A 26,280-nucleotide genomic window follows, 5' to 3' on the forward strand; every position below is an offset into this window, starting at 1 on the left:
TCATGAAAAAATCATTTAAGGTCGGTTGCTTGTCCATTTTGCTGATCACATCTGGCGCATTTCTACTTCATGCCGCTGGCAAACCCACGGTGGCAAACGATCTGGAAAAACTGGGCATGCACCTTTACAAGGACAAGAACCTGTCGCTCAATCAGAATCAATCCTGTCAGACCTGCCACCACCCCCTGGCCGGTTTCGCCGACCGCTCCAATTTTCTGCATCCCTACGACAAGGTGGTTTCCCTTGGATCGGACGGGGTGAGCCTGGGTGGACGCAATGCCCCCACGTCGGCCTATGCCTGCTTCAGCCCCATCCGTTATCAGGATGAGACGACTGGGGAATGGTTCGGCGGCATGTTCTGGGACGGACGGGCCACCGGTGAAACCTTGGGCGACCCGCTGGCCGAGCAGGCCCAGGGGCCGCCGCTGAATCCGGTGGAGATGGCCATGCCCAGCATCGATGCCATCATGACCGTCATCGAGGCATCGACCTACTACCCATTGTGGAAAAAGGTCTATGGCCCGATTACGGATCAAGAGGTCGCTTGGGTGAATTTCGCCGATGCCGTGGCCGCTTACGAGCGTTCGGCGGACGTGACCAAATTCAACTCCAAATTCGACGTGGCACCGGGGCAGTTTACGGGCGCCGAAAACAGAGGCTATGTGCTTTTCCAAACCAATTGTGCCTCCTGCCATTCCGCCACGCCCATGTACGCGGCGCCAGAGGCCCTGTTCACCACCTACGGCTATGCCAATATCGGCGTGCCGGCCAATACCGCTGTCCCTTCACCGGATCTGGGACTTGGGGGAGAGCTTGGCGATACAAGCCAGAACGGAAAATTCAAGATTCCTACCCTGCGCAACATTGCCGTGACCGCGCCATATTCTCACAACGGCGGGTTCCCGACGCTTTATGACATGGTCTCCTTTATCAACGACAGAAGTGGATTCGGGGCTCCGGATGTTTCCGAAAACGTAGTTGATGGGACGGTGATCGGCGACTTGGGATTGTCAGAAGAAGACATCGCCGACTTGATCGCCTTTTTGAATACGTTGACTGATGATTATTAGGTCGCCGAAAAAATGATAGACTCCTGCTTCCCTTCAGAACACGAACGGGAAACGGATCGGGTGGGGAGGTTCGCATCTCCCCACCATTTTTAGTTTGCAGATGCTCGTTGAAAAAGGGAAAGATGGAAAGCACGCATCGATTCCGGTTTGCCTTTGCTAATGGCGTGTGTGCCCTTTTCATCGTGGTGACCGGTGGATACACTCCACTTATGTTCGAATACGGCTTTTGGTAGTATTTCCGTGGAAACATACGAGCACTTTTATACTGAAAACAAGGTACGACTGATGGCCTACCTGATGCGGTTGACCGGGGACGCCCAGCTGTCCCTGGATCTCATGCAGGAAAGCTTTACGCGCTACCTGGCCGGATACGGGCGCAATGGCAACAACCGGCCCCTGCTGTTTACCATCGCCCGCAATGCTGCCTTGGATGCCCTTCGCAGGCACCGAGAAGAGCCGTCGGCAGATTGTGAAAGTGAGGCATCGGGCTTGGACCCGGAATGCCGGTGTATCGCAAAGGAGGCGGTCGACCGGATGTTCGCCGCGATCCGACGGCTCGACCCACTCGATCGGGAGTTGATCAGCCTGGTGGCGACCGAAGCGTTTTCCTACAAAGCGATCGGCAAGCTCCTCGACATCAGCGAGGGAAACGTGAAAATAAGGGTCCACCGGGCGCGCCTCAGACTCCGGTCGATCCTTGCCGATGGAGACAAGTGATGGATTTTCTTGCCAGCATGTACATCGATAACGAGATGAATCTGGACGAAAAGCGGCGCTTCGTCGAAAGGGTCCGCGCCGATAACGAGTTCTGCGCGCTTACCCTTTCGCTGCTCGAACAGGAAAAATTGCTTCGGGAGCCGCTGATCCCGGCCGAACCGGTCCTCGAAAAAAATTGGCATCCTCCGTTGCGCCGCGTCGTATCTCGGCTGCTCAAACCCATTGCCCTTGTCGCGGCCGGCTTTGCCGCGGCGATGCTGCTGTTTTCGACCCATCCCGCCGGCCCTGAGGCGTTGAAGGGCAGCAAGCGGTTCGTATTATTTGAGCCGGCAGCGGATCGGGTGGAGCTGGCGGGTTCATTCACCGGCTGGCAACGATTGGCCATGCGACGCATCGGTGACAGCGGCTACTGGGAGCTGAACCTCGCCATCCCTTGGGGCGAGCACCGCTTCGTTTATATCCTCGACGGCCACCGCCGCATGGCGGACCCCACCCTGCTCGCCAGTGAAAAAGATGATTTTGGCGGGGAAAACTCCATTCTGCGCATGGAGGAACGCATATGAGACAATTGTTGCTGACGGTTGGCTGCGTGCTGCTCATGAGCGGCTGTGCCGCGCACTACTACGAGGTCGAAGAAAATGTGTTGACCCTGTACCTGGACAAGCCGGGTGCTTCCAAAGTGTACTGGGCCTGCAGCCTGGACGGATTCCAAACCCATGAAGTATCCAAGGTGGAGGGACGGTGGACCATCGCATTGCCGGCCGTTGCACCGTTTCGATACTTCTACATTGTGGACGGACAAATCTATACGCCCTCCTGCCGACTGCGCGAGAAAGACGATTTCGGATTTGAAAACTGCATTTTCGATCCACAGATGTAACTTTTTCCCCTCAGGGTAGTTCTAATGGCATACGATCAGTTACTTCTGGAAGGAGGCGGTATGAAAAAAAATTTACTCATTGCCTTGTTGTTGTCCTGCTTCACAACGTTGGCCATTGCCGAAGAAAACCAGGGGTTCTCTCAGCAGGCCATGCAAAGCATCGAGCAGCAGGCACGGGAAATGAACGCCTACGGTGTGCCCGAGGCTAAAGCCCGGCAGATGCTGACCCAAATGGTTCAAAACCGCTATGAGAGCCGTATTATGAATCAGGCGCGGCAAGAAGTCGTCAACGCCGCAAAGGCGGGACTGCCCACCGAACCGGTAATGAACAAGGCACTGGAAGGCATTGCCAAGAAAGCCAGTCCTCAGGAGGTCGTCGCGGCCATGCAGGCTGTGCGTAGTCGCTACGCCCAAGCCGATCAGTTGGCCAGATCGCTGTCCAGGGATCCCAAGAACATCGGTCAGATGACGCACGCCCTGGCCGACAGCTTGGCCGCGGGGATGAGATTTTCGGAGTTGGAAGCGGTGAAAAGCCAACTGCAAACCCGGCAACAGCAGCAAACGCAGAACCAGGCTCAAAACGAGGCGCTGGCCTTACAGACCATGCAGACCGTGCGCGCCATGGCCCGGCTGGGTATCCGCTCCAATGATGTGGCCGACACCATTTGCCAGGCCCTGAGAAACCAATATACGGAAAGGCAGATGGAGCAGATGCGCCACCAGGTGGCCGAACAGTCTCACCAAATGTCGCGACAGCAGATGGCCGATCAATTCGGCACCGGCCGCAAAGGCAGTGATGCCGGCCAAGGCGGCATGGGCGGTGGTTCCGGAGCGGGGGCAGGAGGATCCGGTGGTGGAGGATCCGGTGGTGGTGGCTCTGGTGGCGGTGGCGGTGGCGGTGGCGGAGGTTCCGGAGGAGGCGGCGGGGGCGGCAGATAATCGACATCGGCCGAAGACAGTGCATGCTTTTCACCGATTCCTTGGACTGTGCGCTTTTCTTGCGCCCTGCTGCTTACTGAAAAACCGATCCGACGGTCGTACGATGCCAAGGGATATGGAGGGGTGATGGATGCCCGTCAGAGATGGCTGGCGGAAAGGGAATAATGAAGGTGGTGTGTTGACAATTAATCCCGACTGGGTCGCCAAAGGCTTTGGTTGCTTCACGGTGCTTCCCTCTTAAACAATGGATACAGCCAAAAATGACTCGGGTTGCTTCTAAGGCTGGGCGTTGGGTACCCCGGTAATTGGGTGGTGAAACGGATGAATTAAGAAGGATTATGGGCGTCCAAATTGGCATGATTCTGTGCGAGAACCTGTGTAAAAAAATTTACCAAAAAATTTAAAGGGGATACAGAATTGACACTGTAATCCCTTTCTTTGTGTTTGAATGATAGCCGTGTCCACCGAATTCGTGATACTAAAAACTTTTAGACATCCGATATGTCTTTCTGATAGATGTGCTGCCTTTTGAAAAACATGGATGTCCATTGTTATCACATGAAGGACGCTCATTCCACATGAACCCTTTTTCATACGCCGATGGTGGCGGTGATGATTTGATAGATAAAAACAACAATAAACGGGTGCCCGCAGACCGCGAGCAATATCTGCAGACCATTATTGAGACCACTGCTGACGGATTCTGGGTGGTTGATACCGCTGGCCATATTGTTGAGGTCAATGAGGCGTATTGCCGTATGTCGGGCTATACGCGGAATGAAATCATAGGCCTTCGCATCCGTGATCTGGAGGCGGAAGAAACGTCCGAGGACACGGCAAACCGTATCCAGCGTATTGTTTCCAATGGCTTCGAGCTCTTCAGAACCCGTCACCGCCGCAAGGATGGCAGTCTATTTCCCATCGAGATGTCCGTCACGTGGGTTGATTTCAATGGAGGACGCCTGGTCTGTTTCGGGCGTGACCTGACGGAGCGCAATAGGGCCGAAGCAGTGCTGGAGGAGGAACGCCGGCGCCTGGAGAACATATTAGAAGGAACGAACGTTGGCACCTGGGAGTGGAATGCGCAGACAGGCGAAGTCGTTTTTAACGAGCGCTGGGCGCAAATGGTGGGTTACACTTTGGAAGAACTTTCGCCCATATCCATAGAGACATGGGAACGGCTTGTCCATCCGGAGGATTCGAAAATCAGTCGGGATCGGCTATCCAGGCATTTTGCCGGCGAGTTGGATCATTATGAATGTGAAGCCCGCATGAGGCACAAGGCGGGCCATTGGGTCTGGGTGCTGGACCGAGGCAAAGTCAGTGTCCGGACAGATGACGGGCAACCGCTGCTCATGCAGGGCACCCACCAGGACATTACCGAGCGAAAACGGGCCGAAGAAGCGCTGAGGGTGAGCGAAGAACGCTTCCGTCTGCTCTCCGACGTGACCATGGAAGGGATCATCATCCACAAAAACGGGTTGGCCAAAGACGTGAACGCCTCCCTGGCGAAACTCCTCGGTTACCAAAGGGAAGATCTGCTCGGTAAAAATTTTCTCGAGTTCGCTGTCCATCCGGATGACCGGAAGATCGTTTTGGAAAACATCGTCAAGAACTATGCGCGTCCTTACGTCGTCAGGGGAGTGAAACAAAACGGGGAACTGTTTTTCGCCGAACTCGAGGCGCGTGATTTCCATTTCGAAGGTGATGTGCTGCGCGTGGCGGCCGTGCGTGACGTTACGGAGCGCGTCAAGATGCACGAGGCGCTTCGGCAAAGCGAAGATCGGTATCGCGATCTGTTCGAAAATGTTTCCGATTTTCTCTATTTTCATGATCTACAAGGAAACTTCATCGAGGCGAATTTATCTTTTAAACAAGTGTGCGGCCTCAAAGACGTGTGCAAAACCAACGTCAGAGACCTGATTCCCGAGGATGTTCGGCCAGGCTTCAGTCAGTATTTGGAAAGGATCATTAAACATAAAAAGGACGAGGGACACTTGAAGCTGATGACCGAAAAAGGTCGCATCATCGTTGTCGAATACAAAAATTCGCTCGTTTGCGATGCGGATGGACATCCGGTCGGGGTGAGGGGGTCGGCAAGGGACATTACCGCTAAACTTCAGGCCGAAAAGGAGCGCCGTCAAGTAGAGGCCCAGTTGCGTCAAGTGCACAAAATTGAAGCGATGGGCATCATGGCCGGCGCCGTCGCCCACCACTATAATAACCTGCTCATGGCCGTCATGGGAAACCTGGAGATGGCAATCGAAGAGATGCCATCTGAAGCGAAGTGTTCCGAAAAATTGGCGCAAGCATTTTTCGCAGCCCGCCGGGCGGCCAAACTGGGCGAAAAGATGTTGACCTATCTCGGTCAAACGGTGGTCCAACGTGAGCTTCAGGACCTTTGCGAGATTTGCCGTAAATCACTGCCGGAACTGCTGACTGAACTGCCTGCAGTTACAGCCCTGGAGGCCGATCTGCCAGAGCCGGGTCCGATGGTGTATGCGAACGCGGACCAACTTCGCCAGTTGTTGAGCAACCTTCTGATCAACGCCGTGGAGGCATCGGGGCAAAAGAGCCATCCCGTGTCGGTAATCGTCCGCAAGGTTTCTGCCACCCAGATTTCCGCCGTCCACCGTTGGCCGGTGGAGTTTCTGCCTGAGTCAGACGGTTATGCCTGCCTGGAGGTGGCGGATCGTGGGGCAGGTATCGCGAAAGACACCATTGAAAAAATCTTCGATCCATTCTTTTCGACCAAGTTTACCGGTCGGGGACTGGGATTGGCCGTGGCACTTGGCATTGCAAAAGCGCACGGAGGTTGCATTGCGGTGAAAAGCATACCAGAAAGGGGAAGCGTCTTCTCAGTGTTCCTGCCATTGTCGGAAAATGGTGCTTCAGACCAGCGTACTTCAGAAAGATTCACCCTTCCATAATATAACCGGCGATCCGGGCAGGTCCGCTCCGCCGGCTGGCAAGTCTGTTCAGAAACCCAGGGGGAATCGCCCGGTGGTATCCGGCAGGGGGGCTTCCGGGAACTGCGTGTCCGGTCCAATTCCTCCGGCCTGCAGCACGCTGCATAGTGCCCGGACCACCTGAGGATCGAAACGCGATCCGGCGCCGCGCTGCAGTTCGGCCACGGCCTCGTCGGCGGGGTGCCGGGGCATGCCCGGCCGCCCGGCGATCATGGTTTCCAGGGCGTCGCAGGCGGTCAGGATGCGCGCCCCGATGGGGATGGCTTCTCCCTTGAGGCCGTCGGGATAGCCGGAACCGTCGTAGTGTTCGTGGTGGTGCCGAATCATGGGCACCAGTTCGTCGAGGAACAGCAGGGGCTCCAGGATGCGCGCCCCGATTACGGGGTGGAGCCGGATCTGACCCATTTCCCGGGGAGTCAGCCGTCCGAGCCGGGCCAGGATTTTGTCGGTCATGCCGATTTTGCCGATGTCGTGCAGCAGTCCGGCGTGGTAGAGCAGATCCGCCTGCCGGGGCGTGAGTCCCATCGCCAGCGCGGTGCGGCGGGCGTAGATCCCGACGTTGAGGGAGTGGCCGTGGGTCACGACATCCTTGGCCTCCAGGGCCATCACCAATCCTTCAACGGTCTGGCGGAAGGTGTCCAGCATGCGCGCATCGTAACACCGGGCCCGGAGCAGCGAAATGGCCCCCTGCTCGCCCAGCACCTGGAGAAAATCCATGTCACGGGGGGTGAGGCGGCGCGGGCCGCTGAAATAGACCGCCAGAATGCCGACGATGTTGGCGTCGATTTCAAAGCAGAGCCCCACCACCGTGCGGATGTGCTGCTTGCCGAGTCCTTGCGGATCCGGAATCCGCTCGTCCGCATGGGCATCCTCGATGATGACGGTGCGGCCCGGCGCGGGATCGAAGATTTTCACCAGGGCGGCATAGTCCACCGCCGCCAGGCTGCGGAAGGCGAATCCGTGGCTGACCTTGGCTTCGATGCGCCGCCCGGTGGTATCGATGATCCAGTAGATGCATCCCGCGGCCGACAGCAGGTCGGTGATCTGGCTTACGATGCCTTGCAGGATGGCGGCGGTGTCGTTGCCTGCGTGGACGGCCCGGCTGACATTGCGGAACGTCTTGATGTAGCGGTCCGGGACCATGGTGTCGCGGATGGCCTGGGCGCACTGCCGGCCCAGGATCGTCAGAAACCCCAGATCTTCTTCCGTCGGCGCGACTGGACCTCCAAAATGAAGCCGTAAGGCCATGTGACAATCGGGCAGAATCCGGAAGGGCACCTCGATGATCGCGGCCACCCCTTCGGCCGCGACGGCATCGGGATATTGCGTGCGCGGGTCCGTTTGGACATCATGGATGACCAGCGGACCTTCTGCATAGATGCGGCGGAGGGGTTGCTGCACCGTCACCGCACCCTTTTTCAGATAGGCGGCACTCAGTCCGACCGATGCCCGCAGGCGCAATTCGTTCGAGGGCAGTTGCAGAACCCGCAGAGTACCACCCTTGGCGTGAAAGAGGTCCACCGCGGCGGTGAGGATACGCTGGAGCAGTTCATCGATGGAGTCGACGGCCTCGGCGGCCCTGGAAATGTCCGCAAGGATCTGAAAGGGATGGCAGGCGTGGTCAAGCATACGGTCGGCCTTGCGCCGGCATCAGGCGCGGGGTTTCAGGTCCACAGGTAAAGAAAACAGCCGGCATAAATCAAGGTGGCGATGGCGCACACTACCATTTTGACCCGGGAGAGGCCGGCGGCGGCCTGAACCGCAGTATAACCTACGGACAGGGCGTAGACCGCGGCCACCAGGGCCGCTGCCCCGCTCAATACATTCGGTGACACCTGGAGCCGGGCCGCGAAAGGCGCCAGGGGCCATGCCGCGATGGCGGCGGCGCCGAGATTGAGATAGGGCGGCAGGAATTGCGGGCATCCTCCCAGCGCCCGGCAGAATACCCAGATGAACAGGGCCGCTGCACCGTGCACCAGGAAGGCTACCGAAACGCCCACCATGACGACCAGCATCGCGTTGTAAGGGCTATCGGACACCCCGCTGCGGGCCAGCACCTCCGAGCTGAAATAAAGTGAGGCGGCCCCGTAGATCAGGCCCAGCACCATGACATTGATCACCGTGTAGCGCAAGGAGCGTTGTCGATTCATCATGTCGGCATAGACGCCGCCGTCCAGCCGCAGGAGACGCTTCATGTCGTCCAGATAGGACATAGGTGCTTTTTCCTCCATGCAGACCACCGGGTTTACGGCGGTTATGAAAAGGGCAAAGGGGAGGTCGGAACCTCCCCTTTGCTGCGGAACGCCGGGCACAGGAGCGTTCATTCATCAACAATCAATAACGACATAATAATAACCGTTTGGTACCCTCATCGTCAACTCCAGGGTTGCAGTCCCCAGATCATGACCGCGATACAGACGACAGAAGCGATCAGCGGCCAGGTAATGCCATTGTAACGGGTTTCCTCGTAGTGTTCTCCCCAGCCGTGGATGCGGTCGATCACCTTTTTGTCTTCCAGCGTCGGCGCGTAAGCCGAAAACGCCGACATCCGGTTGAAAGCGATGGAGAGCAGGATGAACATGGCGAAACTCATCGGTACGGTGACCATCCCGCCGGACATCCCCAGGGCTGCAACCAGACCTTTGCCCACGCAGATATTGGGCAGGACGTGGGGAGAGATCACGATGTAGAGAATGCCGCAGATCGTGGAGGAGACGATCATGGCCAGTTTGTTGGCCTCTTTCCACCAGACGCCCAGCAGGATGGCCGGGGTGGCCGTGGTGGCCAGCAGGCCGAAGGCCCACAGGATGCTGGTGACCAGAAACTTGGGCGGTTTGAAGGCCAGCAGGATGGCTATGATGCCGCCCATGGCCAGCGCCACGTAACCCCATTTGATCTTTTTGCGGGATTCCATGTTCGGGGCGATAATGCCCAGCAGGTCGTTGCCGACCAGGCCGGCGATGGCCATCAAGTTGCCGCCGATCGTGGAAAGACCTGCTGCCAGGGCGCCGCCCATGACAAAGGCTGCCACCAGGGCCGGATTGTAGAAAACGTTCAAGATCAACAAGGTCTGGTCCGGCTTCTCGATGATGCGGTCGGTGGTGGCGCGGAAGAAGTTCCCGGCGAAACCGGCGGTGTAGGTCCCCGAGAACAGCAGGCCCAGGAAGAGGACGAACCAAACCACGGCCCAGCGGGCGCTCTTCACGCTTGAGGAGGTGAACACGCGCATGGCCAGGTGGGGCAGAGCGACGGGCCCGAGGGTGAAGGCCGGGATCAGGGCGAAATACCACCGGACGTCGTATTTCATGTCGAAAAAAGTCGGGATCATTTTGAGCATGCTGGGGACCATGTCGCCGTAGGCCAGGGGTGGAAACCACCATCCCGAGGATCCCATGGCCTTCATGATGGCGCCCATGGGAACGACCATGGCGATGGTCATGACCACCATCTGGAAGGCGGCGTTATAGGAGGCGCCGTACATGCCTCCCATGGTGATGAAGCCGACCGTGGCGGCGCCCGCTACGATCAGGCCGGTGTTGTAGGGTACGCCGAACAGCAGTTCGAAGGCCTGCCCCAGCCCGATCATCTGCCCCAGGGCGTACATGACCATGATCAGGGTCATCCAGCAGACGATAACGACCGTCGAGGGCTTGCCGTAGCGCGCTTTGATAAAGGAAGCCGGCGTAAAGGCTTTCATGCGCCGCAGGCTGGTGCCGTAAAGCAGGGTCAGCAGCGGAATCGATATGGCCCACTGGATCCACAGGTAGACGAACGGCACCTGCAGCTTCTGGATCAGAGCGATGACGCCCAGAAAAGTGGCCAGACTGGCCCAGGTGGCGGCCATGCCCAACCCGTTGGTCACCGGGCCGATGGAAAAGCCGGCGGCGTAGAAATCCGCGTCGCTGGCGGTTTTGCGGCTGGCCCACCAGCCGACGTAATAGAAGATGGCGAACAGGGCGATGACGACCCCGATTCCCAACCAGACATTGCTCAGTGCGTATTCAGCTGGCATTGAATTCCTCCTATTCGTTAATCACCCGTTCCAATCTTTGGGTTTCAGAAGCGGCATTCTCTTCCATCTCGTCGTCAAAGCGATTGCAGGCGATCGCCATGACCAGGCAGACGATCGCCATGCCGAACCACCCGAGCAGGATGGGAAGGATGTACTGGGTCGGAAACCCCCAGAAGGTGCCCTGCTGCAGGCCGGGGAAGAGCCTGAAAATCGTTGCCGAGTGGCCCATGAGGATCAGCAGAACGGAAAACACGACGGTCAGCCAAATCTCTTTTTTGTAAAGTTTTTCCTTCATCTCATAGAACTCCTCTGTCGTTAAAGGGGTTGACTGCGGCCGGCATCGGTCTGGGATGAATGCCCGGTGCCGGCCGATTTTTTTGGGGTGGATCTATTTTCTGCCCCACTCTTTGTTCCGCAGTTCGATCCGGCGGATTTTGCCGCTCACGGTCTTGGGCAGGGCCGTCACAAAATCGATCTTGCGCGGATATTTGTAAGGCGCGGTCACCTTCTTGACGTGGTCCTGGAGTTCCTTGACCAGCGCGTCGCTCCCGGTGTAGCCGGGGGCCAGGATGACGAAAGCCTTGACCACTTCGCCGCGGGTCTCGTCGGGGCTGGAAACCACGGCCGACTCGGCCACGGCAGGATGTTCGATCAGCGCGCTTTCCACCTCGAAGGGGCCGATGCGGTAGCCCGAGGTCAGAATGACGTCGTCGGCCCGACCCACAAACCAGAAATAGCCGTCTTCATCCACATAGGCCCGATCGCCGGTGACGTACCATCCGTTGCGGTAGGCAGCCTCCGTGCGATTCGGCTCTTTCCAGTACTCCTTGAACAGGCCCACCGGGCGTTGGGGTTCCACGCGTACGGCAATGTCGCCCTCGGTGTTGGGCGGCAGGATGTTGCCTTCAAAGTCGATGACTTTCAGGTCGATGCCCGGCATGGGTTTTCCCATGGAACCGAACTTGGGCTCCAGACAGGGAAAACTGCCGCAGAGGCACACGGTCTCGGTCTGGCCGTAGCCGTCGCGGATGGTGCATCCCGTGGCTTTCTTCCAGACCTCGATGATCTCGGGGTTCAGGGGCTCGCCGGCGCCCACGCAGTGACGCAGATGGGGGAATTTGTACTGGCTCAGATCCTCGAGAACCAGCATGCGATAGATGGTGGGGGCCCCGCACATGGTGGTGACCGGATACTGGCTGAGCAATTCGAGGGTCTTCTTGGGGTCGAAGCGGTCGGTGTGGTGGATGAACTGGGCCGCTCCCATGTTCCACGGTCCGAAATAGCTGCTCCAGGCCGCCTTGGCCCATCCCGTGTCGCTCACGTTCCAGTGCATGTCGTCTTCCCGTAGGTCGAGCCAGTACTTGCCGGTCACCCGGTGGCCGATGGGATAGGAGGCATGGGTGTGCAACGCCATCTTGGGGAACCCGGTGGTGCCGGAGGTGAAGTAGACGATGCAATTGTCGCCACTGCGGGTGTTCGCCGTCTCGAAGACCTCCGAAGCAGCGTCCACGGCTTCCGTATAGAATAGCCAGCCGTCCCGGGGTTGGGTGATTACGATGCGGCTTTTGACCGACGGGCACTCCTTGGCGACTTCGTCGAATCGGGCCGCGATCTCGGGGTTGGTGATGATGCAGGAGGCCTGGGCCGTGTTGGCGCGATACTTGATATCCTTGGCGGTCAACTGGGTCGTGCCCGGAGCCACCACGGCGCCCATGCGGATACACGCCGTGAAGGTTTCCCACCACTCGATGTTGCGCGGCAGGATCACGAGGACGACATCGTCTCGTTTGACGCCCTGGGCCGTGAGAAGATTGGCCAGCCGCCTGGAAGCCAGTGCCAGTTCGCGAAAGGTCCTGCGTACTTCCTTGCCGCTGTCGTCGACCCACAGCATGGCCAGCTTCTGGGGATTTTCGGCCCATTTGTCGATCACGTCACCGGCGAAGTTGAAGTACTCGGGGACCTCCCACTGGAACGTGCTGTACTCCTTGTCGTAATCGGTCATGTTCATTTTGGCTGCTGTGCTCATTGCTGGACATGCCTCCTTCTCTGGTTGATGCCGGCCGCAGCCACGATGGCGTCATCGGACGGCGCGATCGGCAAGATATAATTAATCAACGCAATTTAATGAATTTTATTTATTGATTTAGCGGCACGGTAGATGGTTTGACAATCGGCTGGCGTCTGATTTTGATGTCGGCGCAATGGCTGACAATGGTGAAGGGCTTTTGCGTAGGCGGGGTAGGTCCATCACCTACAAATCGGTTTCCTCCGAATCGGTTCGGGCACCCCGAGACCAATTGACGGCGTGGCGGAGCAGCTCGATGGCGTTTTTCAGGCCCAGTTTGACTTTGATACGTTCACGATAGGTGCCGATGGTCTTGACACTGATGTTCAGGCGGGAGGCGATATCGCGGGTGTTCAACCCCTGGCCGATGAGACTGAAGACTTCCAGCTCGCGGTCGGTGAGCCGCTCCATGGGCGCCAGTTCCCGGTAATGGCGCTTGATCTGTTTGGTGAATTCGATGCCGTCGCCATCTTCGAGGGTGATGTCGGCGATGACCAGGTCCGGGCGCAGCGTCTGGACGGCATGCCAGGCGGTGTGGGCATCCTTGGCCTCGCCGCAGACCATCATGTCGGGCTCCTGATTGATCAATTCCCGTAACCCGAGCCGGAAAATGGGATGGTCTTCCACCACCAGAATCTGCTTCTTGCACTCCGTCATCGCGACACGTCCTTCCGGTGGGCGCTGTCCACCAGAGGCTCATCGATCGGTGGGGGCAGCACCACCTGAACGAGAGTTCCCTCGCCCTTTTGGGATCGAATGGTTAGATTACCGCTGATCATTTTGGCACGAAAATCCATGATCTGCAAACCCATGCCCCCGGATTCACGGACTTCTTCCATCCCGCAGCCGTCGTCATCGACCGTCAGCACAACCTGGTCATTTTTTTGCTGGAGCTGGATGCTGATATTGCGGGCTTTGCCATGGCGGATGGCGTTGTTTACGGCCTCCTGGGCTATATAGAAAAGCTGCGTGGCAGCCGTATTGTCCGGGGTACCGGCACCGGGGTCGGCGCTGAACCGGCAGTGGGCGCCGAAAAAGGATTCGGTTTTCATGGCCAGTTCGCGTAGCGCGAAAACCAGGCCGCGATCCACCAGATAGACCGGGCACAGTCCCCGGGCCAGGCCCCGGCTCTTGGTGGTGGCTTCCCGGATCAGGTCGGTGATCTGTTCGGCCAGCGGCAGGACCTCGATGCAACATCTGGCCAGCCTGGTACAGAGCACCTTGGCCAGGCCCTCGATGCCGATCAGGTGGGGGCAGAGGTCGTCGTGCAGATCCTGACCGATCTTCTGGCGCTCGCGATCCCCGATTTCCATGAGCTGCTTTTCCATCCGCTTCAATTCGGAGACATCCCGGTGGATGATGACGCTGCCCGCCAGCTGACCGTCCAGATCGCGGTAGACGGCCCCCCGGACGCTGACATGGATCACCTTGCCGGATTTGGTGAGGCGTCGGGTTTCCACAGTGGAGAGCATCTTGCCGGCGGCGATCAAAGCCAATCCCCGTCGGGTTTCCTCCCAGGTGTCGGAGGGGACGAAATGATCCATTTTTCGGCCCAGGCACTCTTCCGGCGTCCATCCGAATACCCGCGCGAAGGCCGCGTTCATGTAGGTTACACGTCCCTTCATGTCGTAAACGATGATCGGGTCCGGCGCCGCCTCCATGACCGACCGATAGCGTCCCTCGCTGATGCGCAGAGCCTCTTCGGCCTGGCGGCGTTCGGCGATTTCCGATTCCAGGTTGCGACTGTAGATTTCCAGACGTTCCATGAAATGGTTGAAATAATCGGCCAGTTGTCCGATTTCATCCCGGGAAGGCTGGTGCACGCGCACCGAAAAGTCTCCTTCGGCGCCCCTTTCCAGCCGGTCCACCAGGTCGCGCAGCGGATTGGTGATGGACAATCCAATCAAGAACGACATGGGCAGCACCAAGAGCAGCGAAGCGAGGGCCGAGAACAGGATCACCCGGTTCAAGGTGTTCAGCGGCCGGTAAAATTCGTCCATGTAGCTGGAACTGGCCACGATCCAGTCATATTCAGGAATCGCATTGAAGATGACGAGCTTGCGGCGCGGCCGCTGTTCGCCGGGATTCTGCCAGTCATATATGATCTTGCCGTTCTTTTGGGTCAGCATCCGGCGCAGCGGCTCGTGGGGAAAACTCTCGTCCCGGAAGATATTGATGCCCTGGAGCTGGGGATGGATCACGATATTGCCGCGGCTGTCGGTCACGAAGGAGTAGCCGGTGCGGCCGAAACGCATGCCCAGTACGCTCTCCCGGAAATCGTTGACATTCACCAGGGTGTGGAATTCGTCGCGGTAGGAGGATACGTCGATGATCCAGTCCCAGGGCTCGAAATAGGTCATATAGAGAGCCTTGGGCCGCGGCCGAACGTCGCCCGGATTCTGCCACTCGTATTCCAGATATCCCTCCTTGTGGGCGATCATCTCCTTGACGAAGGCCTGGTCTGAAATATCCACACCGACCCAGGCGGGCTGGGGATGGATCACCATGGTGCCGGCACTGTCGACGCAGGCGATGTAGCCGGTGGTGCCGATTTTCTGGGTCAGCAGGACCGCTTCCGCCATGGCTTTGGCCTCGGTCTCGGTCATCAGCCCCTGGCGGTAGCGGTCATAGAAATACGTTACGACCTCGCGGTTTTTTTCGGCAACGGCCCGAAGATGGTTTTTGATGGAGGCGGAAACCGAGGTGCGCACCATGTTCAGGATGGCCGAGGTGGAATTTTTCAGTTCGCTCTCGATATTGGCTTCCACGGTTTTGCGCAGGATGGAAAATGCCACCAGCCCGCTGAGTACGACGATGAGGGCAAAGGCCGAGGAATAGGTATAGAGGAGTTTATGCCGGATCGGCAGGTTGCGGTAAGTCTGCAGAAGATTCATGTCGCCTTTCGTGGCGGGTGGCACCGGATCGCCACCCCCTTTGCTTATGAAAAGAAGTTCAGCCAGGACATCCCGTAGCGTTTGCCCACCAGCTTCTGCATGCGGGCGCCGCCGTAAAGGGCGTCTTTAAGCAGGGATTGCTCGTTACGGGACAGGGACTCGGGATCCAGATAATGATCGGGGCGGCCCCCCCGCCGGATGCTTTCCAGGTCGGCCCGGATCATGAAGAGCATCAAGGTTTCGAAGCAGGTGCGGAAAAAAGCGGCGTCTTCCATGGACAGGGCGCCCTGCTCCGCGAGGCGGGCGAGGCGCTCGAGGGAGGAGGCCTCTCTGACCCGGTGGTTCACGGCCAACACCCGCAGCCCGTTGACGAGGTGCACCAGGCCGGCGGTCTTGAGGTTCAGTCTGTTCTTGTGGGGGCCCCGCTTTTCGGTGGCAATCGTCCCGAGAAACGACACAGGCGCTGCGGACTGGCGATCGTCTCTGACCAGCAGGTGGCTGGCGCTGCCGGACGCCTCGAAGGCGCCGAAGATGCGATCGCGCACCCTGTTCCCGAGATCCTCTCTGCCCCAGACGACCTGGAAGTCGAGCAGGATCGTCAATACACGGGTGTCTTCCGGGGCAGGTGAGGCCACCCAGCCATCCACCGCCCGAAGCCAATCGGCCACAGAACGGCGCCACTTGGCATTGCTGGCCATGACCCCGCCCGGGCAGAGTGCGAAGCCGCAGGCGGCCAAAGCCTCGACGGCCGTCCCGGCCAGGTGCGCGAAATAGCCGGCGGTCGCTTCGGCCTTCTCCTGCGGCGGTGTATCATAAATCAAGGCGTTGTCCTGATCCGTGCGGAACACCTGTTCGCGGCGGGCGGCGCTGCCCATGTTGATCCAGCAGTAATCCACCGGAGGCGGCCCCCAGCCTTCCCGCTGCAACCGGTCTTCACTAAGCTGCAGGACCTGACGCGTCAGTCGTTCGTAAAGGGAAGCCATGATGCTGAGCACCTCGGGGACCCCGGCCTTTTCCGCCAGAAGGGCCGGAAGCAGATCATCGGCCTCCCGGCCGACGCTGGTCAACCCTTCTATCGACATCTGCTCCTGGATTTTTTTCGCCCAGCATCAGGGCGCCGGCACTGTATAGTTTCACCAGGTCTGTGCGGCTGACCACCCCGATGGGCGCGTCCCGCTCCACCACCAGCAGCCGGCGAACCCCGCGGCGCGTCATGCGGGCCAATGCATGGGCCACCGACCCAGAGGGGGCGATCGTCTCCATGCGGCAATCCATGGCCGCCTCCACCGGAATCTCTTTGAGATCGCCGGTGCGGCGCACGACACCGTGCCGCAGCACATCCCGGGCCGACAGGAACCCGGCCGGCCGGCCGGCTGCATCCAGGACCACCAGGGCGCCCTCGTTCTGCTCGGCCAGCCTGGCCGCCGCTGTGTCCAGGCGGTCCTCTCGCCGACAAGTCACCGGCGGGCTCGACATAATGTCCCCCACCTGACGGCTGAAAAGGAGGCCGCCCGAAGCAGGGACGCATTCCCGGGGCTGATCCGACGCCCACCCCTCATAGATGAGCCGCATCCGTTCGGCCAGCAAGGTATTGAAGAAGCCGGAAAATTCAGGAAAGCGGTAGATCAGGGATTCCAATTCCTGGCGGCCCAGGGAGATGCACCTCGTCTTTTCGCGCGTCCGGGCCGACCCGGGATAGCGCTGCCGGGACAGCACCACGGTCTCGCCGAAAAAGTCGTAACGGCGGCGCATGCCCACGACCGAGGCTTGACCGTCTTCCCCGGCGATAAGGATTTCCACCAGCCCTTCCACCACGATGAAGAGGCGGTCTTTGCTGGCCTCGCCCTGCCTGAAGATGTAATGTCCGGCGGGGTAGTCGTGAGTCTGCGTGGCGTCCGCTACCGACGAGAGCACCTCCGCGGGCAGTATCTCAAAGGGATTCGTTCGGTGCAAAATGTCCAGACACGTTGGGTCCATGCCGCAACCTCCAAAGACCGTCCGAAAATGCCGGCTCTGCCAAGCAAAAATAAATCATTCCATGCTTCGCCGCTTTTGCCAATTTTTATATTCTATATTGATCATTTTCCCGAGCACAACACTTTTTGCCTTCATTTGGACGACTTATAGGATTCCTATCCCCCCTTCAGCCTTTCTCAAAAATTTTTCTTGACACCGTTGCGATCTGGACGTATTTCTGACTGAGCGCTCGTTCAGATTGATCATCACAATGAAAAGGCAATCTCCATGGGCACACCACCGCGACAGCCAGCACTACATATTCCGACCCTGGTCAAGAATCCGGACCTGGTTCAGCGCCGACGTCGTCAGATCGTGGATGCGGCGGTCAAGCTCTTTATCGAAAACGGCTTTCACAAATCCACCACCCGCCAGATCGCCCAAGCCGCAAATGTCTCCATCGGCACGCTTTATGAGTATGTCTCCTCGAAAGAGGATATCCTCTACCTGGTCTGCGATGCCATTCATGCTGAGATGGAACACGGCATGGCGGACGCCCTCGAACGGGCCTCCGGGCACGGCAATCCACTGGCCGAGGTCGTCCGGGAGTACTTTCTGGTTTGCAACCGTATGAGCGACCACATTCTGCTGATCTATCAGGAGACTCAGTCACTGCCGCAGAAGTGGCGTCGATTGGTTTTGGAGAACGAGGTGCGCATTACCGGTTTTTTTATCCGGCCCCTTGCTCAGCTGATGGCCTCCGGGAGCATCCCGTTGCTTTCGGAGGCGGCCATGGATCTCATCGCTCACAACATCACCGTCCTGGGGCACATGTGGACTTTCAGACGCTGGTTTCTGGGGCGTCATTACACCATCGAGGATTACATCCGTCATCAGACCGCGGTCATACTCAATATGTGCCATACCGAAGAGCCATTCCTGGCCGATGCCGGCCTGGGCCCCATACCCGGGTGATGATCGGCAGCCTGACCAGGAGGTGGAGAACACACATCATGGTATTTGAACCGCGATCTGGCTGACCTGGCCAATAAAAACAAACGGCTTTTGGGCCGGAATACGGGTGGCTGCCGAATCCATTTCATGCCGGCACCCAAATAAAACTGCAAAGAGGAGGGTTTATGACAGCCGAAGTCTACCAACCCCGCAACAGCGTCCGTGTCGTGACGGCGACATCGCTTTTCGACGGGCATGACGCATCGATCAATATCTTTCGCCGTATCCTTCAGAGTACCGGGGTCGAAGTCATCCATCTTGGACACAACCGGTCCGTGCAGGAAATCGTCGATGCCGCTGTTGAAGAAGACGTACAAGGGATTGCCGTATCCAGTTACCAGGGCGGCCACATGGAGTACTTCAAGTACATGGTCGACCTGCTCAAGGAGGCCGAGGCATCGCATGTGAAGGTTTTCGGCGGCGGCGGCGGGGTGATCGTGCCCGAAGAGATCAAGGAGTTGGAAGCCTACGGGGTGGCCAAGATATACTCTCCCGAAGACGGGGCCCGCTGGGGCCTGCAGGGCATTATCAATCACATGGTGCAGACCATGGATTTTCCGCGGGTCGCCGGTCAGGTGCCCGATCTCACCCGACTCACCCCCGACAACAAGCTCATGGTCGCCAACCTGATCACCACCATCGAGCAGGCCAAAGTCATGGAGAACGGTCACCTTGCCAAGCTGCGGGCCGAGTTGAAGGCGCACCTGCCCGAACGACGCATCCCGGTGATCGGCATCACGGGCACGGGTGGCTCCGGGAAGTCTTCTCTCACAGACGAACTCATTCAGCGCATGCTCCTGGACCTCAAAGATGTCCGCGTGGCCATCATCAGTGCCGACCCCTCCCGGCGCAAAACCGGAGGCGCCCTCTTGGGCGACCGCATTCGGATGAACGCCATCGGCAATCGAAGGGTCTATATGCGTTCCCTGGCCACACGCCGATCGCACACCGAAGTGCCCGAGGCTCTCGAGGACATTTTAAAGGTCGCCATGGCCGCGGGGTTCGACCTGATCATCGCCGAAACCGCCGGCATCGGCCAGGGTGATTCCCTCATCGTCGATCTGGTGGACATCTCCATCTATGTCATGACGGCCGAGTTCGGCGCCGCCTCCCAGCTCGAAAAAATCGACATGCTCGACTATGCCGACATCGTCGTGGTGAACAAGTTCGAGAAGCGCGGCGGAGAAGATGCGGTCCGCGACGTGCGCAAGCAAGTGCAGCGCAACCGTATGGCCTTCGACAAGGCCTCCGAGGAGATGCAGGTCTACGGTACGATCGCCTCCAAGTTCAACGACGACGGCGTGACCGCCCTCTACCACGGCCTCCTGGATACCATTCGGGAGAAGACCGGCGTGGCGTTCAAATCCAGTCTACCGCGCCCGCAGGCCAGGGTTTCCTCCTCCAAGACCATCATCATTCCGCCTGAGCGCACCCGTTATCTGGCGGAGATCGCAGAAACCGTGCGTGACTATCACGTCCGCACCGAGGAGCAGGCCGAGGCCCTTCGCCGGGTCTGGCATCTGGAAGAGGCCGCCAGGGCCTTGGAAGACGCCGAACCGGCTGAAACCCGTGATGCCCTGATGGCCCGTCTGAAGGCCGCCGCCGCCGAAGCACGCCAGACCCTGGCGCCGGAGACCATCGAACTGGTGAAGCGCTGGCAGGAGACAAAACAGGCCTACCAGAAAGACGAATTGGTTTACCAGGTACGCGACCGCGAGATCCGGGTACCGCTTTTCACTGAGTCGCTCAGCCGCAAGAAGATCCCCAAGATCGCCCTGCCGCAGTTCACCGATCCGGGGGAGACCTATCGCTGGCTGCGGCGGGAAAATCTGCCGGGCTATTTTCCGTTTACCGCAGGCGTGTTCCCCCTGAAACGGGTGGGGGAGGATCCGACCCGCATGTTCGCCGGCGAAGGCGACCCGGCCCGTACCAATCGCCGCTTCAAGCTACTGTCGGCCGAAAGCGAGGCCAAACGGTTGTCTACGGCCTTTGACTCGGTCACGCTCTATGGCTACGATCCGGACTTGCGGCCGGATATCTACGGGAAAGTGGGCACCTCGGGGGTAAGCGTGTGCACCCTGGACGACGTGAAGGTTCTATACAGTGGGTTCGATCTGTGTGCTCCCTCCACGTCGGTGTCCATGACCATCAACGGCCCGGCGCCCATCATACTGGCCATGTTCCTGAACACCGCCATCGACCAGCAGGTAGATCGGTACCGCGAGACCGAAGGCAAGGAACCGTCGCAGGAAATGTATCAAAAAATTCGTACCGAGGTGCTGGCCAACGTCCGCGGCACGGTTCAGGCCGACATCCTCAAGGAAGATCAGGGGCAAAACACCTGCATCTTCTCCATTGATTTCGCACTCAAGATGATGGGCGACATCCAGGAATATTTCATCGAGAACAATGTGCGCAATTTCTACTCGGTCTCCATTTCCGGTTACCACATCGCAGAGGCCGGTGCCAACCCGATCTCCCAGCTGGCCTTTACTCTGTCCAATGGTTTTACTTACCTTGAATACTACCTGTCCCGGGGGATGCCCCTCGACCATTTCGGGCCCAACCTCTCCTTCTTCTTTTCCAACGGTATGGATCCGGAATACACCGTGATCGGCCGTGTGGCTCGCCGAATCTGGTCAGTTGCCCTTCGTGAGAAGTACGGCGCCTCCGCACGCTCGCAGATGCTCAAGTACCATATCCAAACTTCGGGTCGATCCCTGCACAGCCAGGACATCCAGTTCAACGATATCCGCACCACACTCCAGGCTTTGTGCGCCGTCTACGACAATTGCAATAGTTTGCACACCAATGCCTTTGACGAGGCCATTACGACGCCGTCCAAGGAATCGGTGCGTCGGGCCCTGGCCATCCAGATGATCATCAATCGGGAATGGGGACTTGCCAAAAACGAAAATCCTCTCCAAGGCAGTTTCATCGTGGACGAACTTACCGATCTGGTCGAAGAGGCGGTCCTGATGGAGTTCGACCGCATCACCGAGCGCGGCGGAGTGCTGGGCGCCATGGAGACCGGTTACCAGCGCGGCCAGATCCAGGAGGAGTCCATTTACTACGAGACCCTTAAACACACGGGCGACTTCCCGATCATCGGCGTCAACACCTTTCGGGATCCGGATGCGTGCGATGGCGAGCTTTCAGAGACCGTCGAGCTGGCCCGGGCCACCGAGGAAGAGAAGCAGTCGCAGCTCGACCGGCTGGCCGCCTTCCAGGCCCGCAATGCCTCCAGTGCCCCACAGGCCTTGGATCGGCTCCAGAAGACAGCGCTTTCCAACGGCAATATTTTTGCCGAGCTCATGGAAGCTGTCAAAACCTGCTCGCTAGGGCAGATCACCGGTGCGCTCTACGAGGTGGGTGGCAAGTATCGCCGTAACATGTAGGTTCTGCAATCGTTCCCGGCGGCGGCGCGACGCATCGGAAAAGGAGATGGCATGCCACAGAAGAAACAAAACAGCAAAGAAACGGTGGGCAGTAAGATCAAGCATGTGCGCACCAAGAAGAAGATCGCGCTGGATGCGATGGCCAACGATACAGGGTTCTCCATCGATTATCTCAAAAAAATCGAAGCGGGAAAGACAATCCCACCGGTGGGTGCCCTGTTGCAGATCGCCCGTGCCCTGGAGATCGACTCCACCTACTTTCTGCGCGAGCAGGCCGCCAGCGTTCATGATCGGGTAAAGGCCTATACAAAGCGTACCGACAACTACGCCTACACCACCCTCACGCCGGGAGCGGAGAACAAGCACCTGAAGGCCTTCAAGGTCGCTATCGAACCGCTCAAGGATCACGAGGGGGTTGGGTATCAGCACGAGGGAGAAGAATTCGTCTACGTGCTGAAAGGAGCCGTAGAAATCTCCGTGGGTGATCACATCAACCTCCTCGAGGAAGGCGATTCGCTGCACTTCAATTCCGGCATCCGGCACCGCATGCGCAACATCAGCGACAGTCGAGCGGAGATGCTGGTGGTGATCTATGGCCCCTGACCGTTCCACGGTTCGGGAAATCACGGCAGTCAAAACCGGGAGGGCCCCATTGTCGCGGCCGCCCGGTTATCGGGTAAATTTGCGATAGAGACGGTCCCAGGGGAGGATGACATGCTTTTTCGCTTGACCGACGAACAGTTGATGATCCAATCCATGGTTCGGGAATTTTCCCGCAAAGTTGTGGCCCCAACCGCGGCGGAACGCGACCGCACTAAAGAGTTCCCGGCCGACAATCTCAAACAGATGGCCAAATTGGGGCTTCTCGGCATGATGGTGCCTCCCGAGTATGGCGGAGAAGGCGCAGACACCATCAGTTATGTGCTGGCGCTGTCCGAGATCGCCTACTCCTGCGCATCCACGGCGGTGGTCATGTCGGTCCACAACTCCATTGTCTGTGAAAGCATATTGCGTTTCGGTACCGAAGAACAGAAAAAGAAGTATCTGACGAAGCTGACCGCCGGCAAGATGATCGGCGCTTTTGGCTTGACCGAGCCGGAAGCGGGCTCCGATCCCGTCAGCCAGACTACGACAGCCATTCGTGACGGGGATTTTTATATTATCAACGGGACCAAACGGTTCACCACCACCGGCAAAAATTCCCATTTGGTCATTGTCACCGCCAAAACCGATGATGCCCAGCGGCACCGGGGTATCAGCGCCTTCATTCTCGAAAAGGGTCTGCCGGGGTTCAAGGTCGGCCACATGGAGGACAAAATGGGACTCCGGGCCTCCGACACCACCGACCTGATCTTCGACAATTGCCGCGTGCCGGCTGAAAATCTGCTGGGACAGGAAGGCGACGGCTTCAAACTGGCCATGACCGCCCTGGACAGCGGCCGCATTGGCATTGCGGCCCAGAGCATCGGCGTGGCCCAGGCGGCCCTTGACGCCGCCATCCGCTATGCCAAGGAGCGTTCCCAGTTCGGCCAGAAAATCGTCAAGTTCCAGGGGCTGCGCTGGATGATCGCCGACATGGCCACCGAGCTCGAAGCCGCCCGACAGCTGACCATGTCGGCCGCGGCAATGAAAGATCAAAAGACCCGCTTCACGCGACAGGCCTCCATGGCCAAGCTCTTTGCCTCGGAAATGGTCAACCGGGTCACCGGCAAGGCCATCCAGATTCACGGAGGGTATGGATTTACCAAGGATTACGATGTCGAACGCTATTACCGGGATGCCCGGGTCTTCACGATTTACGAGGGCACCTCGGAAATACAGCGGGTGGTCATCAGCAACCAACTCCTCAAGGACACGCGTTCGCCCTGAAAGAGCGGCGGCCGACCCTCTACCGGCTTGCGATTGCGGGGGCGCATGCCAGTAGGCGCCCCTGGTGGATACCGCATACGACCTTTAATCCAATACCATAACGGCTCTTTTATCGAAGAGGACATAACGTCATGATCAGAACCGAAATCTCCCTTTTTCTAAAAAACGCACCCGGCGAACTGGCCAAGCTCTCCGCCCTTTTCGCCGAGGCAGGCATCAATATTGACGCCATCACCATTCAGGACGCCTCCAGCTATGTGCAGGAGCTATTCAAGGCCCGGGGCAAATCCCTCAATCGTATCGCTTCGGCGGCGAGCTACAACTCCATGCGCAAGGATTCCGCTGAATTCGCGCTCATTCGGATGCTGCCGGCCGACGGCAAAATCAATGCGGCCATTGACCTGCTCAGCCGCAACGACTTCATTTTTGACATGCTTCCGGTGATCGCTTTGGAACTGTCCAACCAGCCCGGCGCACTGGCCGAGGTGACGGCCAAATTCGGCGAAGCGGGCATCAACATCAACTACGTTTATGGTTCGGTGTCATCGCCGGAGGAAAAATGTCTTTTTATCTTCTCGCCGGAAGACATCGATCTTGCCGCCAAGATATTCGCATAGGATTAAGACCTGAATTTTGCACGCATACGGCCGTAACGGCTCATGCCCGCTAAATTCTCGAGATGGATCAAATCTACCGCGCTCGTCCTCAGGCCGCCGTCAGTACCAATAAAGAGAGCGACCTGAAGTAGAACTGCCCGACAGAATGCGTCGTATGTATTTATAATGAATCATCATATTTCCATGCAAGAAATTTTGTGCATTAACAACAGATCTACCCGCCAGGTGCCTGGAGTATACCGCCAGCCCATGGCCTGGGCTTGAACCTTTTTTCGTCAATGTATTTCAGGAAAGACATCAATGCCGGCGTTCGGCTGTCATGGATAGAATAACGAACCTTATCTCTATTTGAAGCCGTAACCACCTTGGCCGCGATCATTAACAGGCGCAACCGCGCAATGCGCACCGTGTTGGTTTGGATGCCTTCAAATCCATGGCCTCCGGCCGCTTGTCTGGGGTATGCGCTCTGCTCGGCCAATATCTTCAAATAGCGCCAGATATTGTAGGCCAGCATGACGATTTGGAAATAGGCATAGTTGTTTTTAAAGCGAGACGAGGGGATGGCATCCAGACCTTCGCGCTTGGCTTCTCCCACAAGATTTTCGACGTCGGCCCGCTTGTCATACTCGGCGATGACCTTGTGAGCCGCACGGCGTAAATCCGTGCAAAAGATGCGGTACTCATAACGATCAGCCTCAAACAGTTCGTATTGCACGCATCGATCTTTGGCAACATTTTTATCTTTGGGGATTCGCATGGCCACGAATCGAACCGGCATCTGCCATCCCATTGGCTGGTAAACACAGCTGTTGAACTCATAGGCGTTGCGCTTGTGCGGGCGGTACCAGCGCCGTGGATCAAATGGCGGTTCGCACCCTTTGTTGGCGATGATGAAATTGTAACCGGCCTTGATGCATTCATGGATGCTTTCCCAGCTTTGAAACTCGGCATCCGCGCGGATCAACACCTGCCTCACACAGCCGGGAAGGTATTGTTTGATTTTGGCGATAAACGAGGCGGTTTGCTCGCCGCTGATGGTTTCGCCCTTGCGAAGTTTGCCCAGCAGGTACTCACGGCTTTGTTCGATGAAGCATAACACCGGGCGGTATCCCTTTTTGCCCCGATTTCTTGGATTGTGGCCTTTTTTCGCCCCCTGCTGGTTGCCGAAAACCGTTTCCACGGTCGTATCGATATCCAGGCAGATGCGGTAGTACGATAGATCGCAAAGCCGCCAGACCCGCTCACGTAAATGGGCCATCACAGCCAGCAGTGAATTGGCTTGGTTGATACCCAGGCTGTTGACATAGCGCCAAAATGTGCTGGCCACCGGAAGCCGCGTCAGGTTGAAAAATCCGCACAGCATCGCATCCAGCCGCAGGTAGGAAAAATGCCAAATTCGGTTGAACCCTATAAACAGTAGCATCAGCAAGCCTGTCATCATCGAATAATGGCCCAGTTTGGGTTCACGGGCCGGCGCTTTATAGGCGAAGTCAAAAATTTCTCGAAAACCAACCAGATCAAAAAATTTGATCAGCGGCAAAACACCGCCAAATGCGCTCAGCTGCTCGCTGCACGTATCATAAGCGGTTGACGCATTGATTTTCTTGGCCTTCGCGCCATTTGGGCTAAATCCTTTAGGGTTGCGGTTTTTGCTGAAATCTGATTTCTTGGATTTTACCATCTGGGTACCTCCCTGCTTTTATGGGTTGGCTTCGTAACCCCCATTGTAGCAAGGGTTCCCAGATGGTTTCTACCCTTTCTCGCTATTCAGGTGCAAAATTCAGGTAAGAACTCAGCAGAAGCCCTCATAGACAACATAGGGGAGAAACGGCTGTCCAAGACTTTCAGACATAAGGGCCTGGATTTCGTTAGTGTTGTCC

At 57.9% G+C, this 26,280-nt stretch carries 21 protein-coding genes; 11 read left to right on the plus strand and 10 right to left on the minus strand.

Annotated elements, in window-relative coordinates:
* Positions 1-2: 2 nt before the first annotated feature.
* The 6 genes from DFT_RS05265 to DFT_RS05290 all read left to right on the plus strand — a co-directional run bounded on the left by DFT_RS05265 (position 3) and on the right by DFT_RS05290 (position 6,536).
* Positions 3-1,070 carry a cytochrome-c peroxidase gene (locus DFT_RS05265; protein WP_054030204.1) on the plus strand — a complete coding sequence of 356 codons (1,068 nt, stop codon included), beginning with the start codon at positions 3-5 and terminating at the stop codon, positions 1,068-1,070.
* 240 nt (positions 1,071-1,310) lie between these two features.
* Complete coding sequence (locus DFT_RS05270) at positions 1,311-1,787, plus strand: RNA polymerase sigma factor (RefSeq protein WP_076750402.1); 477 nt, start codon at positions 1,311-1,313, stop codon at positions 1,785-1,787.
* A complete protein-coding gene (locus DFT_RS05275; protein ID WP_054030206.1) occupies positions 1,787-2,350 on the plus strand; it encodes a glycogen-binding domain-containing protein in 564 nt (187 codons plus the stop codon). The genes DFT_RS05270 and DFT_RS05275 overlap by 1 nt, the downstream gene beginning before the upstream one ends.
* The gene (locus DFT_RS05280) at positions 2,347-2,667 is read left to right on the plus strand and encodes an early set domain-containing protein (protein WP_054030207.1); all 321 of its coding nucleotides are present in this window, start codon (positions 2,347-2,349) and stop codon (positions 2,665-2,667) included. The genes DFT_RS05275 and DFT_RS05280 overlap by 4 nt, the downstream gene beginning before the upstream one ends.
* 60 nt (positions 2,668-2,727) lie before the next feature.
* Complete coding sequence (locus tag DFT_RS26450) at positions 2,728-3,606, plus strand: hypothetical protein (RefSeq protein ID WP_054030208.1); 879 nt, start codon at positions 2,728-2,730, stop codon at positions 3,604-3,606.
* A 518-nt stretch (positions 3,607-4,124) separates the two neighbouring features.
* Positions 4,125-6,536 (plus strand): PAS domain S-box protein, encoded by a 2,412-nt coding sequence (locus DFT_RS05290; protein WP_152971872.1) that lies wholly within the window; start codon positions 4,125-4,127, stop codon positions 6,534-6,536.
* 48 nt (positions 6,537-6,584) lie between these two features.
* Here DFT_RS05290 and DFT_RS05295 read toward each other — a convergent pair whose 3' ends face one another.
* From DFT_RS05295 to DFT_RS05335, 9 genes are all read right to left on the minus strand, one after another.
* Positions 6,585-8,204 carry an HD domain-containing phosphohydrolase gene (locus DFT_RS05295; RefSeq protein WP_054030210.1) on the minus strand — a complete coding sequence of 540 codons (1,620 nt, stop codon included), beginning with the start codon at positions 8,202-8,204 and terminating at the stop codon, positions 6,585-6,587.
* Between the two features lie 35 nt (positions 8,205-8,239).
* On the minus strand, positions 8,240-8,788 hold the full coding sequence (locus tag DFT_RS05300) for a hypothetical protein (RefSeq protein WP_054030211.1): 549 nt from the start codon (positions 8,786-8,788) through the stop codon (positions 8,240-8,242).
* Positions 8,789-8,949: 161 nt separating this feature from the next.
* A complete protein-coding gene (locus DFT_RS05305; RefSeq protein ID WP_054030212.1) occupies positions 8,950-10,587 on the minus strand; it encodes a sodium:solute symporter family transporter in 1,638 nt (545 codons plus the stop codon).
* Positions 10,588-10,597: 10 nt separating this feature from the next.
* A complete protein-coding gene (locus DFT_RS05310; protein ID WP_054030213.1) occupies positions 10,598-10,882 on the minus strand; it encodes a hypothetical protein in 285 nt (94 codons plus the stop codon).
* Positions 10,883-10,975: 93 nt separating this feature from the next.
* Positions 10,976-12,613 carry an AMP-binding protein gene (locus tag DFT_RS05315; RefSeq protein ID WP_200907024.1) on the minus strand — a complete coding sequence of 546 codons (1,638 nt, stop codon included), beginning with the start codon at positions 12,611-12,613 and terminating at the stop codon, positions 10,976-10,978.
* 225 nt (positions 12,614-12,838) lie between these two features.
* Positions 12,839-13,309 (minus strand): response regulator transcription factor, encoded by a 471-nt coding sequence (locus DFT_RS05320; protein ID WP_054030214.1) that lies wholly within the window; start codon positions 13,307-13,309, stop codon positions 12,839-12,841.
* On the minus strand, positions 13,306-15,546 hold the full coding sequence (locus DFT_RS05325) for a cache domain-containing protein (RefSeq protein WP_054030215.1): 2,241 nt from the start codon (positions 15,544-15,546) through the stop codon (positions 13,306-13,308). The genes DFT_RS05320 and DFT_RS05325 overlap by 4 nt, the downstream gene beginning before the upstream one ends.
* 44 nt (positions 15,547-15,590) lie before the next feature.
* Positions 15,591-16,628, minus strand: a complete 1,038-nt coding sequence (locus DFT_RS05330) for a DUF294 nucleotidyltransferase-like domain-containing protein (RefSeq protein ID WP_083453343.1) — start codon at positions 16,626-16,628, stop codon at positions 15,591-15,593.
* Entirely contained in the window at positions 16,585-17,523 is a 939-nt protein-coding gene (locus tag DFT_RS05335; protein ID WP_054030217.1) for a CBS domain-containing protein, read from the minus strand. Before DFT_RS05335 ends, DFT_RS05330 begins: the two co-directional genes overlap by 44 nt.
* Before the next feature lie 267 nt (positions 17,524-17,790).
* On the opposite strand from DFT_RS05335, the gene DFT_RS05340 reads away from it, so the two are divergent.
* The 5 genes from DFT_RS05340 to DFT_RS05360 all read left to right on the plus strand — a co-directional run bounded on the left by DFT_RS05340 (position 17,791) and on the right by DFT_RS05360 (position 24,400).
* Entirely contained in the window at positions 17,791-18,477 is a 687-nt protein-coding gene (locus tag DFT_RS05340) for a TetR/AcrR family transcriptional regulator (RefSeq protein ID WP_054030218.1), read from the plus strand.
* Between the two features lie 164 nt (positions 18,478-18,641).
* Complete coding sequence (gene icmF, locus DFT_RS05345) at positions 18,642-21,914, plus strand: fused isobutyryl-CoA mutase/GTPase IcmF (protein WP_054030219.1); 3,273 nt, start codon at positions 18,642-18,644, stop codon at positions 21,912-21,914.
* A gap of 51 nt (positions 21,915-21,965) precedes the next feature.
* Positions 21,966-22,517 carry a helix-turn-helix domain-containing protein gene (locus tag DFT_RS05350; RefSeq protein WP_054030220.1) on the plus strand — a complete coding sequence of 184 codons (552 nt, stop codon included), beginning with the start codon at positions 21,966-21,968 and terminating at the stop codon, positions 22,515-22,517.
* Positions 22,518-22,628: 111 nt separating this feature from the next.
* Positions 22,629-23,783 (plus strand): acyl-CoA dehydrogenase, encoded by a 1,155-nt coding sequence (locus DFT_RS05355; protein ID WP_054030221.1) that lies wholly within the window; start codon positions 22,629-22,631, stop codon positions 23,781-23,783.
* A gap of 131 nt (positions 23,784-23,914) precedes the next feature.
* A complete protein-coding gene (locus tag DFT_RS05360) occupies positions 23,915-24,400 on the plus strand; it encodes an ACT domain-containing protein (RefSeq protein WP_054030222.1) in 486 nt (161 codons plus the stop codon).
* Between the two features lie 214 nt (positions 24,401-24,614).
* On the opposite strand, the gene DFT_RS05365 is transcribed toward DFT_RS05360, so the two are convergent.
* Positions 24,615-26,081, minus strand: coding sequence for an IS1380 family transposase (locus DFT_RS05365; RefSeq protein WP_054030223.1), 1,467 nt, complete (start codon positions 26,079-26,081; stop codon positions 24,615-24,617).
* Positions 26,082-26,280: the final 199 nt, after the last annotated feature.

The sequence above is a fragment of the Desulfatitalea tepidiphila genome (genome assembly GCF_001293685.1).
GTDB classification, from domain to species: Bacteria; Desulfobacterota; Desulfobacteria; order Desulfobacterales; family Desulfosarcinaceae; genus Desulfatitalea; species Desulfatitalea tepidiphila.